This is a genomic window from Candidatus Izemoplasmatales bacterium (genome assembly GCA_041649275.1).
Taxonomy (GTDB): domain Bacteria; phylum Bacillota_I; class Bacilli_A; order Izemoplasmatales; family Hujiaoplasmataceae; genus UBA12489.
Genome location: JBAZNL010000015.1, coordinates 23,152 through 39,125 on the forward strand (window position 1 = coordinate 23,152; position 15,974 = coordinate 39,125).

General features: G+C 63.6%; 14 protein-coding genes. All 14 read right to left on the reverse strand.

Going from position 1 to position 15,974, the window contains the following annotated elements; translation table 11 throughout:
* Position 1: 1 nt before the first annotated feature.
* Entirely contained in the window at positions 2 to 1,951 is a 1,950-nt protein-coding gene (locus WC509_07380) for a glycoside hydrolase family 3 protein (protein ID MFA5007274.1), read from the reverse strand.
* 4 nt (positions 1,952 to 1,955) lie between these two features.
* Positions 1,956 to 3,452, reverse strand: coding sequence for a glycoside hydrolase family 30 beta sandwich domain-containing protein (locus WC509_07385; protein ID MFA5007275.1), 1,497 nt, complete (start codon positions 3,450 to 3,452; stop codon positions 1,956 to 1,958).
* The gene (locus WC509_07390; protein ID MFA5007276.1) at positions 3,449 to 4,459 is read right to left on the reverse strand and encodes a cellulase family glycosylhydrolase; all 1,011 of its coding nucleotides are present in this window, start codon (positions 4,457 to 4,459) and stop codon (positions 3,449 to 3,451) included. The genes WC509_07385 and WC509_07390 overlap by 4 nt, the downstream gene beginning before the upstream one ends.
* Before the next feature lie 3 nt (positions 4,460 to 4,462).
* Complete coding sequence (locus tag WC509_07395) at positions 4,463 to 5,791, reverse strand: glycoside hydrolase family 30 protein (GenBank protein ID MFA5007277.1); 1,329 nt, start codon at positions 5,789 to 5,791, stop codon at positions 4,463 to 4,465.
* A gap of 122 nt (positions 5,792 to 5,913) precedes the next feature.
* The gene (locus WC509_07400) at positions 5,914 to 6,648 is read right to left on the reverse strand and encodes a glycoside hydrolase family 16 protein (protein MFA5007278.1); all 735 of its coding nucleotides are present in this window, start codon (positions 6,646 to 6,648) and stop codon (positions 5,914 to 5,916) included.
* A 1-nt stretch (position 6,649) separates the two neighbouring features.
* Positions 6,650 to 9,331, reverse strand: a complete 2,682-nt coding sequence (locus tag WC509_07405; protein ID MFA5007279.1) for a hypothetical protein — start codon at positions 9,329 to 9,331, stop codon at positions 6,650 to 6,652.
* Between the two features lie 130 nt (positions 9,332 to 9,461).
* Entirely contained in the window at positions 9,462 to 9,785 is a 324-nt protein-coding gene (locus WC509_07410; protein MFA5007280.1) for a cyclic-di-AMP receptor, read from the reverse strand.
* A gap of 146 nt (positions 9,786 to 9,931) precedes the next feature.
* Positions 9,932 to 11,344 (reverse strand): Fe-S cluster assembly protein SufB, encoded by a 1,413-nt coding sequence (sufB, locus tag WC509_07415; GenBank protein MFA5007281.1) that lies wholly within the window; start codon positions 11,342 to 11,344, stop codon positions 9,932 to 9,934.
* An 8-nt stretch (positions 11,345 to 11,352) separates the two neighbouring features.
* Positions 11,353 to 11,784, reverse strand: coding sequence for an SUF system NifU family Fe-S cluster assembly protein (locus WC509_07420; GenBank protein MFA5007282.1), 432 nt, complete (start codon positions 11,782 to 11,784; stop codon positions 11,353 to 11,355).
* Positions 11,785 to 11,793: 9 nt separating this feature from the next.
* Entirely contained in the window at positions 11,794 to 13,002 is a 1,209-nt protein-coding gene (locus tag WC509_07425) for a SufS family cysteine desulfurase (protein MFA5007283.1), read from the reverse strand.
* The gene (locus tag WC509_07430; protein MFA5007284.1) at positions 13,002 to 13,919 is read right to left on the reverse strand and encodes a SufD family Fe-S cluster assembly protein; all 918 of its coding nucleotides are present in this window, start codon (positions 13,917 to 13,919) and stop codon (positions 13,002 to 13,004) included. Before WC509_07430 ends, WC509_07425 begins: the two co-directional genes overlap by 1 nt.
* Before the next feature lie 10 nt (positions 13,920 to 13,929).
* Positions 13,930 to 14,748 carry a Fe-S cluster assembly ATPase SufC gene (gene sufC, locus WC509_07435; protein ID MFA5007285.1) on the reverse strand — a complete coding sequence of 273 codons (819 nt, stop codon included), beginning with the start codon at positions 14,746 to 14,748 and terminating at the stop codon, positions 13,930 to 13,932.
* Between the two features lie 100 nt (positions 14,749 to 14,848).
* Positions 14,849 to 15,370 (reverse strand): MgtC/SapB family protein, encoded by a 522-nt coding sequence (locus WC509_07440; protein MFA5007286.1) that lies wholly within the window; start codon positions 15,368 to 15,370, stop codon positions 14,849 to 14,851.
* A 186-nt stretch (positions 15,371 to 15,556) separates the two neighbouring features.
* The coding region (locus tag WC509_07445) for a hypothetical protein (protein MFA5007287.1) at positions 15,557 to 15,974 on the reverse strand (418 nt) is incomplete at its 5' end.

Sequence of the window (15,974 nt, forward strand, 5' to 3'; positions counted from 1 at the left end):
GTCAATCCTCCTTGTAGTCGAGTCCGTATCCGAACGGATACAGCACTTTCGACGCGTCGTAAACGGTCGCGTTGACGTTCATGCCGAATCCCGCGGAATAGCGCGGCCACGTGACCGACAGTCTGCCGGTGAAGTCGTAGTCGCCGTAGAGCACGTCGGCGATGCCGTGACCGCCTTCCGATCCCGGCAGCCAGCAGGCGACGAGCGCGTCGAAGATCGACAGCTGGCTCGTGACGAGCAGCGGCCGTCCCGACAGGATGAGTCCGATGATCGTCTTGCCCTCCGATTTCGCGATCAGGAGCTGCTGCAGGAGGTCGGCGTTCCCGGGATGCGCGGTCGATCCCGTCAGGCTCGGGCTCGTCGCGTCCCCGTTGAATTCGGCGTAGGGCAGTTCCGACAGGACCGCGACGATGACGTCGGCGTCTTCCGCGTCGGTATAGGCGGTTCCGGTGCCGGCGGCGATCCGTTCGCGGATGCCCGCCAGGATCGTGACGCCGCGCGTCAGACGACGGGCGTCGTCTCCCTGCCAGGAGATCGTCCATCCGCCGCACTGCAGGCCGATGTTGTCCGCGCCTTCGCCGAGGACGGCGACGTCGACGTCGTCGCGAAGCGGCAGGGCGCCGTTGTCGTTCTTGAGCAGGACGAGCGATTTGCGGACCGCCTCGCGGGCGACGCCGCGGTTCTCGTCGGTGTAGAAGTTCGCGCCGGCGCCGAGACGGTAGTAGTCGCCGGTCGCTTCGTCGTAGAAATCATCGCTGAAGAGTCCCATTTTGTACTTGATCGTCAGGATCCGACGGACGGCGTCGTCGATGCGGGCCATCGCGATGTCGCCCTGCTGGACGGCGAGGACGATGTTCTGGATGCAGGCTTTCCAATCGAACGGTTCCATCAGCATGTCGACGCCGGCGTTGACGGACGCGACGATCTGGTCGTAGTACGATCCGGAGAGCTGGTGGATCGCGTTGTAGTCGGAGATCACGAATCCGGTGAAGCCCATTTCGTCCTTCAGGACGTCGGTGATCCAATACTCGCTCGCGTGCATCTTCGCCCAGTTGATCGAACTGTAGGAGACCATGATCGTGTAGACCCCGGCCTCGATGGCCGCTTCGTAGGGAGCGAGATGGATCGCGCGGACCTGCGCTTCCGTCAGGGTCGCATTTCCCTGGTCGTCGCCGCCGTCGGTACCGCCGTCGGCGAGGAAATGCTTGGCCGAGGAGGCGACGCAGTAACGCTGGAGACCCTCGACGTAGGCGCCGGCGAGGTTCGAAACGACCTCGGAGGACTCGGAAAGGGACTCATAGGACCGGCCCCAGCCGACGTTCTGCACCACCGATACGGCCGGCGCGAAGGTATAGTTGATGCCGGTGACGCGCACCTCGCGGGCGACGATCGTGCCGATCCGGGTCATCAGTTCGGGGTCGTTGGCGGCGCCGAGGCCGATGTTGTGCGGAAAGATCGTCGCGCCGTAGACGTTGTTGTGCCCGTGGACGGCGTCGACGCCGTAGATGATCGGGATTCCCGAGGACGACTGGAGGGCGGCGTTCTGGAAGCCTTCGTACATCAGGTACCATTCGGAGGCCTGGTTGTTCGCGGGGGCGGAGCCGCCGCCGGAGAGGATCGAACCGAGGTTGTAGTCGCGGACGTCGGCGGCCGAGGCGCCGTTCTTCTCCGCCTGAAGCATCTGCCCCGCCTTCTCGGCGAGGGTCATGGAGTCCAGCAGGTTCTCCACGTAGTCGGCGTCGACTGCGAGTTCGTCGCAGTAGGAGCCTTCGTAGGAGACCTCCTGTTCATCGGTCAGAAAGGTCGTCGGAAGCGTGGTCGTTTCCGTCGCCGCGGTGGTCGCGGTGGTCGCGGCGGTTTGCGAAAGGGTGGTTCCGGTCGTCGCCGGAGTGCAGGACAGGACGGCGAGGACGAGGGTCGCCGCCACGGACAGGATCAGGATCTTCTTCATCGGTCTACTCCGTTTCTGGGATGGTCCAACGCACGGTGACGAGGGCGTTCGCCGGCATCGGGACGGTGGTTCGCCTGCCTCGCCAGAGGATCGTCACGCCACGCGCGGCGGCGTCGTTCCAGACGACGAGGGAGATGGTTCCGGCGTCGTCGAGATAGCCGACGGCGAGGACGTTCGAGTTGAAGCTGCGGACCGAGATCCGCGTCGCGCCGACGCGGACGTAGCGCGCGAAATGGGCGGTGACGTAGCCGTCGGCCTCGGTCCGATACGACGCGGGCATGACCGAGACGAGGCCGGTGCAGTTCCCGCAGCCGCCGAGGTGGGTCGCGCCGAGCGGGTCGAGCGCGAGGTTCCAGTAGGTCGTGCCGACGGCGTGACGGGCATACGCGCCGACGTACATCCGCCGGATTGACCATTCCATGTTCTGTTCGAGGTCGGTGTAGGAGGTGCTGGCGGTGCATTCGGTCATGAAGACCTCGACGTCGGGGGCGTTCTCGCGGAGGTTGTCGAGGAAGTCGGCCATGTCGCGGTCGTCGCCGGTATAGCAGTGGACCCCGATCGCGCCGACGTAGGCGGCGGTCTCCGCGCTTTGGAGGACGCGCACGGGGAAGTCGATCAGGTTGCCGGCGTTGTCGACGGGATTGTGATCCCAGATCATGATCCGGACGTCACGGCCGGCCATCTCCAGGGCGGGGCCGAGATGGTCGCGGATGAAGGTCTTGGTCGTCTCCACCGACCACGTCATGCCCGGATAGTCGCCGGGGGCGTAGTAGGGTTCGTTCTGAACGGAAAGGTAGTCGATGTCGATGCCGGCGTCGGCGTAGGCTTCGAGGTAGCGGATCAGATACTGCGCGTAGGCGCCGTAGTGGGCGACGGCGAGGCTTCCGCCGTAGAGGCTCTTGTTCGTCTTCATCCAGGCAGGGGCGCTCCACGGCGCGGCCATGAAGACGATGTCGGGGTTGATCTCAAGGGCATCCTGGAGGATCTCGACGATGATCCGGTCCTTCTCGATCGAGAACTCCGAAAGGTCCGGATCGGCGACGTTTCCGACGGTGTCGTCGTAGGTGTAGTGGCCTGCCGCCGCGGTCGTGAAGTCGGAAGCGCCGATGCAGAGACGGACGAGCTGGACGTGCAGTCCGTCCTCGCCGAAGAGGTACTCGATGATCTCGTCGCGCTGCGGCGACTGGTCGATCACCCAGGCGGCCGCGTAGGTGAGGGCGGCGCCGGTGCCCCGGTAGGGCTCGTACCCGACGAGGTCGTCGACCGAGAGCGTGCCCGACGTCGCGTCGGTCCAGGCGGCGATGCCGGCGAGGTCCTGGAACCGGTTCGCCTTGTTGGTGGCGACGGCCGTCACCGGGATCGCGGAGAAGTCGAGCGTGGTCGAAGGCGGCACGGTCGTGGTCGGCGCCGTCGTCGGCACTTGCGCCGTCGTCGTGCCGCCGCAGGAGATCGTCGCCGCCGCGGCCATCGCCGCGACGAGCAGGATCAGGATGCGCCTCATGGTTCGAGGATTCCGCGCTCGACGAGCGAGCGGAAGTTCCAGCCGCTGTCCCGTTCGGCGATCCGGTAGGACCAGAACACCCAGCCGGACAGCCGGCCGTAGGCGTCCATCTGGCTTCGGGCGAACCGCCGCTCGAACTCCTCGCGCGTGCCGTCGAAGGCGATCCGATGGGCGCCGAGGCTCCATTCGCCGACGATCACCGGAATCGTCCGCTCTATCCGTTCGAGATCGGGAAGAAGGGTCTCGGGGAAATGGAGGAACTCCTCCGCCTTCATCGTGTGGAAGCGGGGGTTGAAGCACTGGTAGAGGTGCGTGTCGAGGGCGACGTTCTTCCATCGGCGGGCGGCGAAGAAGTCCTCCCAGGGGTCGAACCGGAAGCCGTCGTGGAAGACGATCATCGTCTCCGGACGCAGGATCGTGCGAAGCACGGCGTAGGCCCGGTCGTAGAATTCGCCGAGGAACTGAAGCGGGATCGTCCAGTGCGGTTCGTTCAGGACCTGGATCGAATGGAGCGCGGGATGGTCGCGGTAGCGCTTCGCGATCTCGCCGAGGACGGCGACGGTGACGTCGACGTTCTTCGGATCGAGATGCCACGAGAGCACGCCGTCGATCCCGCCGTTGTCGAAGCCGTTCTGCGATCCGGGGGCGGTGTGCAGGTCGAGCATCACCCGCATCCCTTCGGCGGCGATGAAGTCGAGCGCGGCGTCGAGGAAGGCAAGCGGCGAATGGTAAGGATATTCCGCGGGAAAGCGGTCGGGGAAGAGCCACCACGGGATCGGAATCCGGACGAGGTTGATCCCCTGCGCCCTGAGCCAGCGGATGTCGTCTGTCGTGATCCAGGTCCGCCAGTGCTCCGCGAGCGCCGTCGCGGCGTCGGGGTGATGGGTCACGAACGAGGTTTCGCACTGCTTCGGGATCGGGACCGGCGAAGCGTCGAAAAGCGCCGGACTCATCCAGCGCTCGAGCACGAACCAGCCGCCGAGGTTGACGGCGCGGATCTTCTCCATGGGCTACCTCGAGACCAGCACGGTCGTGATCGACCGGGCTGGCGACTGCACGGAACGGCGTTCGCCGATGCCGTCGAGAAGGTATGTCTGCGCGTTCTTCGTGGCGTTCATCACGACCAGCGCGACGGTTCCGTCGGGATTCTCGAAGGCGATCGCCGAAAGCGAGGGATGGTCGTTCTTCGATGCGATCCGGACCGCGCCGGGCTGCACGAACTTGGAGAAGTGGCCGATGTAGTAGTAGGAGGATTCGAGGATGATCTTCTCGGGGAAGACGTCGAGGATGATCGGGGCGTCGCAGACGTTGTTCACGTGGTTCGGTCCGCCGAGGTTGTCGAGCCAGAGGTTCCAGTCCATCCAGCCCTCGCACCAGTTCGAGAGGTCGCCGATGATGTTGCGGGCGTAGCGTTCGCCGGACTCCCAGGTGTACTTGTGCATGTGGAAGTTCTCGACGCACCCCTCGGTGAACATGAGGTGCTTGTCGGGCCAGAGGTCGTGCGTCCGGCCGACGTTTCCGAAGGCTTCGGAGACGTACCAGTGGAAGGCCATGCCCCAGACGTATTTCGCGGCCTCCGGATCGTTCAGGATCGGCGTCACGTGCTCGACCATCACGTCGCGGTTGTGGTCCCAGACCATGATCCCGACGTCGGCGACGTCCGAGGCGGCGACCGTCGGTCCGAGATGGTTCTTCACGAAGTCGCGCTCCTGCTCGCCCGAATAGATGCAGGAATCCCAGCGCTGCACCGCCTGCGGCTCGTTCTGCACCGAGATCCACTTGACCGTGAGTCCGGCCTTGCGGTATTCCTCGACGAAGCGCACGTAATAGCGCGCCCAGGCGTCGGCGTACCGTTCGAGGAGATGGCCGCCGCGGATCGGCGAGTTGTTGTCCTTCATGAAGGCGGGCGGCGTCCACGGCGAGCCGAGGAGGCCGATCGGCTTCCCGGCGATCCGTTCCGCGGCCAGGACGACGGGGATCACGTACTTGCGGTCGCGGGCGATGTCGAAGGTGGCGAGTTCGGCGTCGCCCTCCTCGATGTAGGTGTAGCTCGACAGCGAGAAGTCGCAGCCGTGGATCGAGACCCGGCCGAGGCTGTAGCCGATCCCCTCGACGGGGTCGAAGTAGAGCCGGATCGCCTGCTCGCGGACTTCCGGCGAGACGCGGTAGAGGTTGTAGCAGGCGGACTCGGTGAAGGCGCCGCCGAATCCGGCGATGGTCTGGTAGCGGACGCTCGGATCGAGCGTGATCGCGGGCGCCTCGGTGGCGGCGCCGACGAGGTTCTCGACCTCGGAAAGGCGCAGGTCGGTATCCTTGGCGGTGACGACGGTTCTGATCATAGGGGGGTTCCTCCATCCATGTATGTAACTGTTTACATAATGACATTATATCCCGAAATGCGCTCGAATTCAACCCTATTCGGGCGTGCGCGCGAAGAAAAAAGGCCCTGAAGGCCTTCTCGTCATTCTTCGATGCGGTAGTAGCGGACGTAGTCGATGGCGAACTCGGCGGGATACTGCGCCGGATCGATCGCGCCGCCCCACGTGCCGCCGATCGCGAGGTTCAGGATCAGGTAGTAGGGCTTGTCGAAGGGCCACCCGCGCTCGCCGGCCTCGTAGCCGGGTGCGTTCTTCTCATACTTCTGGAACGACTTCCCGTCGACGAAGAACTCGATGTATTCGGGGGTCCAGTCCATCGCGTACTCGTGGAATCCGGTCGTGATTCCCTCGACCGGTTCGAAATGCGTGCGCTGGGTGCGCTTCACGTGGTTGTAGAGGTCAGTGTGCAGGCTCACGTGGATCGTCCCGAAGTGGGTCGTGACGTGTTCCATGATGTCGATCTCGCCGCAGAGCGGCCAGGGGATCCCGGCCTTCTTGTCCGTCGGCATCATCCAGATCGCCGGCCACGAACCCTTCGCCGAAGGAAGCTTCGCCGAAACGGCGATACGCCCGTACTGGAAGTGCTTGCGCTCGTAGGTGGTGAGGCGCGCCGAACTGTAGGGCGCGTCGAGATAGGGTTCGATGACCCCGCGGATCAGAAGCTGCGAATCGCGCACGTCGGCGTTGTCGCCGGCGGTGTAGTACTGCAGTTCGCCGTTGCCCCACTTCTTCTGTCCGACGTCGTAGTTCCATTTCTGCGGGTCGGGTTTGCCCGCGCGGTCGAACTCGTCCGCCCATTCGAGGATGTACTTCTTCATGTCAAGCCGCCTTTCCCAGGGTCGCCGTGATCGTCACGCCGCGCTCGCAGTCCTTGCGGGCGACGGTGAATGACGAAGCGCCGATCTCCTGAATTCTGCCGTCGATCTCGACGGTCCGGACGACGTATCGTCCGAGTTCACGCTGTTCCGGATTCCTGACGACGAGGCGGCAGAGGCGGCCGCCGGCGATGAAGGCGCAGGACGCCTCGCCGCCGTCGAAGTGCGAGGCCTCGAGCCGCGGCTCGATCGCGATGTCGCCGTAGACGCCGCGGATCCCGAAGATCCGCTCGATGTAGGCGATCACGGTCCACGCCGCCGAACCGGTGAGGTAATGGTAGACGCCGCGCCCGCGGGCATCGACGTATTCCGGAATGCCCGGGAGGATGCGGGCGCGGTCGACATCGGCCATGTAGGCGTACTGCGCCGATAGGACCGCGTTGCCTTCGGTCGGGAATCCGGCCGCGAAGAGCCCGTAGGCGTACATCACGTCCATGTGGGAGAAGAACGCGCCGTTCTCCTTGTGGCCGTAGGCGAAGCCGGCGAAGCGGCCGAGCCTCAGTCCCGAATGGGAGAAGTCGGTGTTGAGCCGGATCAGTCCGTTCCCGGGATCCTTCAGGAGGCGGTTGACCGCCCGCACGATCGCCGGGACGCGTTCGGCCGGGACGAGACCCGCGAGGAGCGGGAAGACCTGGCCGGTGAGCGTCATCCGGTCGCCGTCGGGGCCGTGGTGGTCGACCGCGCGTCCGTGGTCGTCGTAATAGCCGTTGTACCATCCCTCGCCGTCGCCGGCGTCGATCCATTCCTGCTCGTTCAGGATCCGCCGCCAGTGCCTGGCCTTGCCCTTGAGGTCGCCGATCAGGTCGATCACGTTCAACCGGACGATTTCGCCCGAAGGCGTCCCCAGGACGGAGGCGAAGTAGTCGTCGCGCACCGCATGAAGATCCGCGGGCGTGCCGACGAGCGGCTTCTCGAGTTTCCCGAAGAGTTTCGCGGCTTCCTTCGGAAGTTCGACGTAAAGCAGATTCCTGGTCCTGCGGAGATGGTCGAGAAGGTCGGCGAGGCGCGCGAGGTTGCCGGCGTACATCGCCGTGAAGGCTACCGTCTCGCCGTTATCCTGCGCCATGTCGATGCCGTCGTTCCAGTCGGCGCCCTCGAGCCGGACGCATCCGTGCCCGCCGACATTGAAGAAGGGGACGACGTTTTCGAGGATCAGATGCTCGAGGATCGTGCCTTCGTAGACCTTGCCGGCGGCGTCGGTAAGGAGGTTCGATCCGTTCTGGACGAACCGACCGTCGATCGCCTTCGTATAACAGCCGAACTTGTCCTTCCAGTACGGCGTCTTCTCGAACAGGACGGCGACGTCGCCGGTGCGCTGCACGTAGAAGTCGATCGTGAGGAAGGGCCAGGCGCCATGGTCGGACCAGACGCGGACGATGTTGTTGCGGTCGGCGACGAAGGTTCCGGGTTCCGTGCCGACGATGGTCGCGTTCGTTCCGTCGATGCGGACGCCGCGGATGTTGTTGACGATGCCGGCGCGCGCCGAGGCGGGATCGAGCAGCGTGAGCGCGAGCGAATCCTGCCAGAGGTCGCGCCAGCCGCGGCCGCCGCGGCCGTAATCGTGGTGCGGCAGGAAGGAACAGCCGTAGATGCGGCGCATCACCGGCTGGAGTCCGACCCAGCGGAGCCAGCCGGATCGTTCGGGGGACGAGAGATTCATGGCGACGGACGCGGTTGCGCGGGTCCAGTGGTCCTTCGTCGCCTGCAGGAGGGAATCGAAGGCCGAGAGCGTCATCCGGCGCGCGGCGATCTCCACGACCGCGTCGACGCCATCCGCGACGACGTAACCGGCGACGATCGAGAACGACTCGCCGGGCGCAAGCGAAACGGTCGAGAACCCGAGTCCGCCGAGGGCTTCGTAGCCTTCCGCGACGGTGCCGGGCCGATGGGGCGAGCGGGCGTCCCCGCGCGGGACGGCGGGATAGAAGAGGTCGCCCCCCTCGCCGGCGAACTCCTCGAGGATCGGCCAGCGGTCGGCGATCTCGGGATGGCGGTCGGAGACGGCGAACACGCCGTAGGCGGTCCGGTTCTCGAGATGGCCGCGTTCGTCGAAGGACAGCGTCGGTTCGTTGACCACGCCTCCCCTGAGGACGTGGACGCGGTTGAGCAGCGTCGTCACGTGGCGATGGTCGCGGATGTTGTCGGCGCTCCGCCCATAGAGCGGAAACGCCAGGACCGGGCGGACGGAGAGGGTCCGACCGCTCACGTTCGTGAAATGGATGCGGTGCAGTTCGACGGCTTCGGCGACGGACGGGACGAAGGAGACGACCGAGACCGAAAACGACGCGTTCGAGCGCGTGACGCTCTGGTAGAGCAGCCCGACCTCGAGTTCGACCTTGTCCGGATGAAGCCGCTGGCGGGGGGTGTTGCCGGTGGCGTTGTAGAGTTCGCCGTCGACGAGCAGGAAGACGTTGCGGCAGTTTTCCGGATCGTTCATCGTCTCCTGGGTCGCGGGGGCGATGGCGAAGCGGTTCTGGTCGACCTTGAGGTCGCCGCCGAGGCGCGGCGTGATCGCCGACATCATTCCGGATTCGTTGAAAAGCGGCAGATAGAGGTGGCTGATCCCGTCGGCTTCGGTGAGGGTGAAGCGGCCGTCCGGCTGAAGCGTGCTGAGATGTCTGGTCATGGAATTACCTCGGGTATGTAACCGTATACATGATGTTATTATACCATATGCGACGCATCCATGTAAACAGCATTCATGGAAAACAAAAACCGGACCGCGATCACCGCGGTCCGGTTCGGAAAGGTGCGTATCAGGCCTTGATGAACTGGTCGACGTCCATGACGAAGATCGTCGCGCCGCCGACCTGGACCTCGACGGGCGTCGAGGAAAAGATCCCGAATTCGCTTGAAATCGCGTTCGGAACCAGCTTGGTGCGGCGTTTCGACATCTCGCTGATGACCTGGACGCACTTGTCGACCTGGTCGTCCTGCACGCCGACGAGGATCGTCGTGTTGCCGCTCATGAGGAATCCGCCGGTGGTCGCCAGCTTCGTCACGAAAAAGCCTTCCTTGATGAGCGTCTTGATGACCTTGCTCGCATCTTCGTTCGAAACGATCGCCAATACCAGTTTCATAATGAGCACCGCCTTTTTGGAACATTCTATCACAAGAATCCCGAAAGATAAAGGCCATTCCCCAAAAATAGCGCGCAAATCCGGCGTTTATTTACATCGCAATCGCTCGTCGAATCGAAAAAACAACGCCTTATGGCGTTGTTTCGTCATCCGATCGAACCGGTCATCTCGAGCCTGATCAGCTGGTTGAGTTCGACGGCGTATTCCATCGGCAGCTCGCGCGCGAAGGGTTCGATGAATCCCATCACGATCATCTCGGTCGCCTGGGCTTCCGTCAGACCGCGGCTCATCAGGTAGAAGAGTTCGGCCTCGGAAACCTTCGAGACCGTCGCCTCGTGCTCGATCTGGCCGCGGAAGTTCTTCACGACGTTCGTCGGCAGCGTGTCCGAGGACGACTCCGCATCGAGGATGATGGTGTCGCATTCGACCTTGCTTCGGGCGTCGACGGCGCGCGGTCCCTGGGTCACGAGGCCGCGGTAGTTGACCTTTCCGCCCTTGGCCGCGATCGACTTGGAGACGATCGTGGAGGTCGTGTTCCGGCCGATGTGGATCATCTTCGCGCCGGTGTCCTGGTGCTGTCCCTTGCCGGCGAAGGCGATCGAGATCGTCGTCCCCTTGGCGTAGTCGCCCTTGAGGATGCAGGAGGGGTATTTCATGTTGAGACCCGAGCCGATGTTCCCGTCGATCCACTCCATGTGGCCGCGGGTTTCGACGACGGCACGCTTGGTGACGAGGTTGATGATGTTCGTCGACCAGTTCTGGACCGTCGAGTAGCGGCAGTACGCGTTCTCCATCACGAAGATCTCGACGACCGCCGCATGGAGCGAATCGGACGAATAGATCGGCGCGGTGCAGCCTTCGACGTAGTTGAGCGAGGCGCCCTCCTCGACGACGATCAGGGTCCGTTCGAACTGCCCCATCTTCTCGGAGTTGATGCGGAAGTACGACTGCAGCGGCTTCTCGATCCTCACGCCTTTCGGGAAGTAGATGAACGAGCCGCCGCTCCACACCGCGGTGTTGAGGGCGGCGTACTTGTTGTCGGTGAAGGGGACGGCTTTCCCGAAATACGCCTTGAGGATCTCCGGATACTCCCGGAGCGCGGAGTCGGTATCGAGGAAGATCACGCCCGCGTCCTGCAGCTCCTGGATCGTGCTGTGGTAGACGGCCTCGGATTCGAACTGGGTCGTCACCCCGGCGAGGTACTTCTGCTCGGCTTCGGGGATGCCGAGCTTGGAGAAGGTGTCCTTGATCGATTCGGGAACGTCCTTCCAGTCCTTCTCGACCTTCGCGGAGGACTTGATGTAGTAGACGATGTCGGAGAAGTCGATGCCCGAGAGGTCGGGCCCCCAGGTCGGGTTCGGCTTGCTCAGGAAGGCCTCGTAGGCCTTGAGGCGGGTCTCCGTCATCCACGCCGGTTCGCCCTTGATCGCGGAAATCGCGCGGACGACGTCGGCGGACAGGCCGCGTCCCGTCTGGTAGACGGTCTTCGCTTCCGTGGAAAAGCCGTATTTGTACTCGCCGACGACGCTCTCCGCGTCCGGCTTCCTGGCTTCCGCCATGGTCTCACCTAGTTTCTGTCGGTTATCGTCTTCAGGAACGCCTGCCAGGCGATCGAGGCGCATTTCACGCGCGCCGGAAACTGTCGCACGCCGGCGTAGACGGTCGCCTCTTCGAGGTCGACGGTCGGATCGAACGGCTTGTTCGAGACCATCGCGAGATAGTTCTCGGCGATCGTCTTCGATTCTTTCAGCGTCTTTCCGACCATGGTCTCGGTCAGGACCGAAGCCGACGAGCAGCAGATGCTGCAGCCGTGGCCCTCGTGCCGGCAATCCTTCACGACGTCGCCGTCGAAGAGGGTCTGGATCGTGATGTCGTCGCCGCACGAGGGGTTCTTGATGTGGACGGTGACGTAGCCGGGGTCCTGCGAGAGCCCCTTGTTGCGGGGATTCTTGTAGTGTTCGAGGATGACCTCGCGGTACAGGTTGTCGAGTTCGGCCATGGCGTCCTCCTAGAAGCCGACACCCTTGAAGAAGGCGACGGCTTCCCGTGCCGTCTCGACCAGGCGGTCGCAGTCGGCGTACGAATTGTAGAGATAGAACGAAGCGCGCAGGCACGCTTCGATGCCGAGCGCCCTGATCAGGAGCTGCGCGCAGTGGTGCCCGGCGCGCAGCGAGACGTTCTTCTCCGCGAAGAAGGTCGCCGCGTCGTGGGGATGGACGCCTTCGACGTTGAAGGCGATCGTGCCGGTGTCGGCGGTCGGATTGTAGATGACGATGCCCGGAATCTTCTTGAGCTGCGTGTAGGCGTAGCGGCGGATCCGAACGACGTGGTCCTCGATCGTCGGAATCCCAATCGACCGGATCAGGTCGACGGCGGCGCCGAGCCCGATCGCAGATGCGATCGGCATCGTCCCCGATTCGAACTTGTAGGGCGCGTCCTTCCAGGTCGAACGGTCCTTCGCGACGTCGTCGATCATCTCGCCGCCGTATTCGATCGGCTCCATGCCGGCGAGCAGGGCGGACTTCCCGTAGAGCACGCCGATGCCGGTCGGGCCGAGCATCTTGTGTCCGGAGAAGGCGAGGAAATCGACGTCGAGCGCCTTCACGTCGATCGTCAGGTGCTGGACCGCCTGGGCGGCGTCGGCGACGACGACGGCCCCGACGGAACGGGCGATGGGGACGATCTCGCAAAGCGGCGTGACGTATCCCATCACGTTGGAGACGTAGGTGAGGGCGACCACCCGGGTCCGTTTTGTCAGTACCGAACGGAAGGCGTCGACGGTGATCCGCTTCTCGGCGTCGAGCGGCACGAAGACGAGTTTCGCGCCCGTCTTCGCGGCGACCGCCTGCCATGGCAGAAACGAGGAGTGGTGTTCCAGTTCGGAGACGATGATCTCGTCGCCCGCCTGGAGTCGGGCAAGGCCGAAGGAAGTCGCGACGAGATTGAGCGCGGCGGTCGCGCCGCGCAGGAAGACGATTTCGGATTCGTCCGCACCGATGAAGGCCGCGACCTTCGCCCGGGCTTCCTCGTAGAGCATCGTCGCCTCGTAGCTCGACTTGTACATCCCGCGATGGATGTTCACCGACAGGTCGTTGTAGTAGTGGTCGACGGCGGCGATCACGGAACGCGGCTTCAGCGAAGACGCGGCGCTGTCGAGGAACGCCTCGTCCTTTCCGGACAGCTGCGGAAACAGTTCGCGCCAGGGATTCCTTTCCATCAGATGTCACCTCCGAGTTTCGTGGAGAGCATTTTCTCGACGTTCCGGCGGATCGACGGATCGTCGATCTTCGCGACGAAGGGCGCGACGTAGCCGGAAACGACGAGCCGCTTCGCGGTCGTTTCGTCGAGTCCCCTCGACGTGAGGTAGTAGAGTTCGTCGGCGTTCACGCGGCCGATCGCGCAGCCGTGTCCCGCCTGGACGTCGAATTCGTCGATGAGCAGTTTCGGCGAGACTTCGATCACGGCCTTCTCGCCGAGAAGGACGCCGCGGTTGGACTGCTTGCAGTCGGATCCGGCGTTCCCCTTTCCGATCGCGCCGGTCACGTCGAACCCGATCGTCGCCGAACCGGCGGCCACGAGCGAATTCACGATCGACGAAGTCGTCGATCGGGCGAGATGGCGGACGTCTTGGACGGCCGCGAGCCGATCGTCCGCAGTGAGGACCGCGAGCGTCTCGGCGCGAAACGCGCCAAGGGCTCCGGAAATGACCGCATGGTCGGCGACGGTCGTGGTTCCGCCGTTCAGGAGGAAGGTGGAGAGGTCGAGGCTGGCTGCTTCGCCGATCGCATACCGCCGATCGAAGGAGGCGTTGCGCGTCGATCCCAGGATGAAGCACGAGAGGGTCGCTTCCGCGCCGTCTTCGACGTCGACGGAGACGTGCCACCGCGACGTATCGGCGGATGACAGGTAGAGCAGGACCTTGGCGGGATGGGCGGCCCGGAACCGAAGCACGATCCGTTCGCCGGAACCGGTCATGACGAGGGTCGCCGGAGCGGACTGGGGCATCGTGCCGAAGATGAACCGAAGGCCGCGGTCGGATGCGGTCATCGTGCCGGTCGACAGCCGGTCGTCGCGCTTGCGCGGACCGATCACGGCGATGTCGGACCGATCGCGGAACGTGGTCGGAATCCTCATGGCCGTGCGGTCACTTTCCGAACGCGTGGGTCGCGCAGGTGCCGAGCGACGCCGGTTTCCTGCGATCCTCGAACTCGTCGATGCCGAGTTCGACCTTGAGCCAGTCGTATCCTTCGGCGTCGATCTTGCGGATCAGCTCGCGGCCGCCGGTCTTGACGATCCGCCCCCTGATCATGATGTGGACGAAATCGGGAACAATGTAGTCGAGCAATCGCTCGTAGTGGGTGATGAGGACCATCCCGAGGTCGGGCGACTTCATTGCCGTGACGGCTTCGCCGACGATCCGGAGGGCGTCGACGTCGAGGCCGGAGTCGATCTCGTCGAGGAAGGCGATCTTCGGCTTCAGAAGCTGCATCTGGAGGATCTCGTTGCGCTTCTTCTCGCCGCCGCTGAATCCTTCGTTCAGATAGCGGTGGGCGAGACCGGATCCCATCTTCAGCTTCGCCGCGGCGTCTTCGAACTCGAGGATGAACTTTCCGACCCGGAGCTTCCGGTCGGCCGGCATGCGCGTCTGCACCGCCGTCTTGATGAAATCGAAGTTCGTGACGCCGGGAACCTCGACCGGATTCTGCATCGCGAGGAAGATTCCGGCGCGGGCGCGCTCGTCGACCGCCATCGCGGTCACGTCGAGGTCGTCGAGCGTGATCCGTCCGGATTCGACCGTATATTTGGGATGCCCCATCACCGCTGACGCGAGGGTCGACTTGCCGGTTCCGTTCGGCCCCATGATGGCGTGCGTCTCGCCGCCCCTGACGACCAGGTCGATGTCGTTCAGGATCATCGTCCCCTCGACGGAGACGTTCAGTTTTTCGATCGTGAGTTTGCTCATGATATCCCTCCGAACCACCCCATATTTTACCGTATCCAGGAAACAAATGCAAAGATAGTCGCCTTTTATCGAAAGAAAAGGGAATCGGCGGCCGATTCCCTCATTTCTCGATGATTTCGCTTCCCAGGATCTCAGGACTCCTGACGTGCTTGATCGAGGTCAGGTCGAGCAGTTTCCGGATCACCGTCAGGAACACGAAGGAGAAGACCGACAGCACGATTCCGAGGGCGTAGGCCCCCATGCCGAAACAGAGGCCGATCATCGCTCCGAGCCAGAGGGTCGCCGCGGTGGTGAGGCCGTAGATGCCGTTGGAGGTCTTCAGGATCGTTCCGGCCCCGAGGAACCCGACGCCGACGACGACCTGCGCGATGACGCGCTGGCGCTCGAGGTTGACGACGATGTCGCCCGCATAGGCCAGATCGAGAGCCTGATGGTAGAGATATTCCTGCAGGATCGCGATGCCGCAGGCGCCGAACGCCACCATCAGGTGGGTCGTCACGCCGGCGATCTTGTGGCGCATCTGCCGCTCGATGCCGATCAGGCCGACGAAGAGCGCCGTCAGTCCGATCCGAAGCGCCATCTCGCCGATCGACGGATCGGTTTCGAGCCATTGGATTGCCATGAAATGAACCATGATATCACCTTTCAAGAGCGCTTCCGTTCGTTTCGGAAAGCGCTTTACATCTATAGGATTCATATTATAACAGAATGAAAAAGCATTTACAATATGTATCTCGCAGTTGGGAAAGCAAAAAAGGCATGGACCGAAGTCCGATGCCTTGAATGCGTTTCCTGAAGCCTGATCGCCTTAGCGCGGGATGAATTCCGAGATCTCGAAGTTGTCGAACGTCAGGGTCGCGAGCCCGTAAAGGCCGAGGCAGGCGGTGAGCTTGAAGTTCTCTTCGTAGGCGATGTAGTAGACGGTGACGTGGTTGTCGCCGACTTCGAGGGTGACCGGGATGGCGACGTTGCCGGCGTTGCCGTCGGTCGTCATTTCCATCGAGAAGGTGCCCGCGACGTCCGCGTTCACGTCGAACTCGACCTTGTAGATGTGGCCGGGCTTGACGTTGAGGAGTTCGTCCGTCGGACGATACTGGAACTGGATGTACCAGACTTCGCCGCCGGTGCCGAGGGTCTCGACTTCGACCGCGCCGTCGACGACCGTGAAGGTCGCGTCGATCTGGACCGAAGCCCAGGACTGGTCGACGGTCGTCCAGCTGGCCCAG

Excerpts from the sequence above, each read along its gene's own strand:
- WC509_07380 (MFA5007274.1), bottom strand. The coding sequence starts at position 1,951 with ATGAAGAAGATCCTGATCCTGTCCGTGGCGGCGACCCTCGTCCTCGCC.
- WC509_07385 (MFA5007275.1), bottom strand. The coding sequence starts at position 3,452 with ATGAGGCGCATCCTGATCCTGCTCGTCGCGGCGATGGCCGCGGCGGCG.
- WC509_07390 (MFA5007276.1), bottom strand. The coding sequence starts at position 4,459 with ATGGAGAAGATCCGCGCCGTCAACCTCGGCGGCTGGTTCGTGCTCGAG.
- WC509_07395 (MFA5007277.1), bottom strand. The coding sequence starts at position 5,791 with ATGATCAGAACCGTCGTCACCGCCAAGGATACCGACCTGCGCCTTTCC.
- WC509_07400 (MFA5007278.1), bottom strand. The coding sequence starts at position 6,648 with ATGAAGAAGTACATCCTCGAATGGGCGGACGAGTTCGACCGCGCGGGC.
- WC509_07405 (MFA5007279.1), bottom strand. The coding sequence starts at position 9,331 with ATGACCAGACATCTCAGCACGCTTCAGCCGGACGGCCGCTTCACCCTC.
- WC509_07410 (MFA5007280.1), bottom strand. The coding sequence starts at position 9,785 with ATGAAACTGGTATTGGCGATCGTTTCGAACGAAGATGCGAGCAAGGTC.
- sufB (MFA5007281.1), bottom strand. The coding sequence starts at position 11,344 with ATGGCGGAAGCCAGGAAGCCGGACGCGGAGAGCGTCGTCGGCGAGTAC.
- WC509_07420 (MFA5007282.1), bottom strand. The coding sequence starts at position 11,784 with ATGGCCGAACTCGACAACCTGTACCGCGAGGTCATCCTCGAACACTAC.
- WC509_07425 (MFA5007283.1), bottom strand. The coding sequence starts at position 13,002 with ATGGAAAGGAATCCCTGGCGCGAACTGTTTCCGCAGCTGTCCGGAAAG.
- WC509_07430 (MFA5007284.1), bottom strand. The coding sequence starts at position 13,919 with ATGAGGATTCCGACCACGTTCCGCGATCGGTCCGACATCGCCGTGATC.
- sufC (MFA5007285.1), bottom strand. The coding sequence starts at position 14,748 with ATGAGCAAACTCACGATCGAAAAACTGAACGTCTCCGTCGAGGGGACG.
- WC509_07440 (MFA5007286.1), bottom strand. The coding sequence starts at position 15,370 with ATGGCAATCCAATGGCTCGAAACCGATCCGTCGATCGGCGAGATGGCG.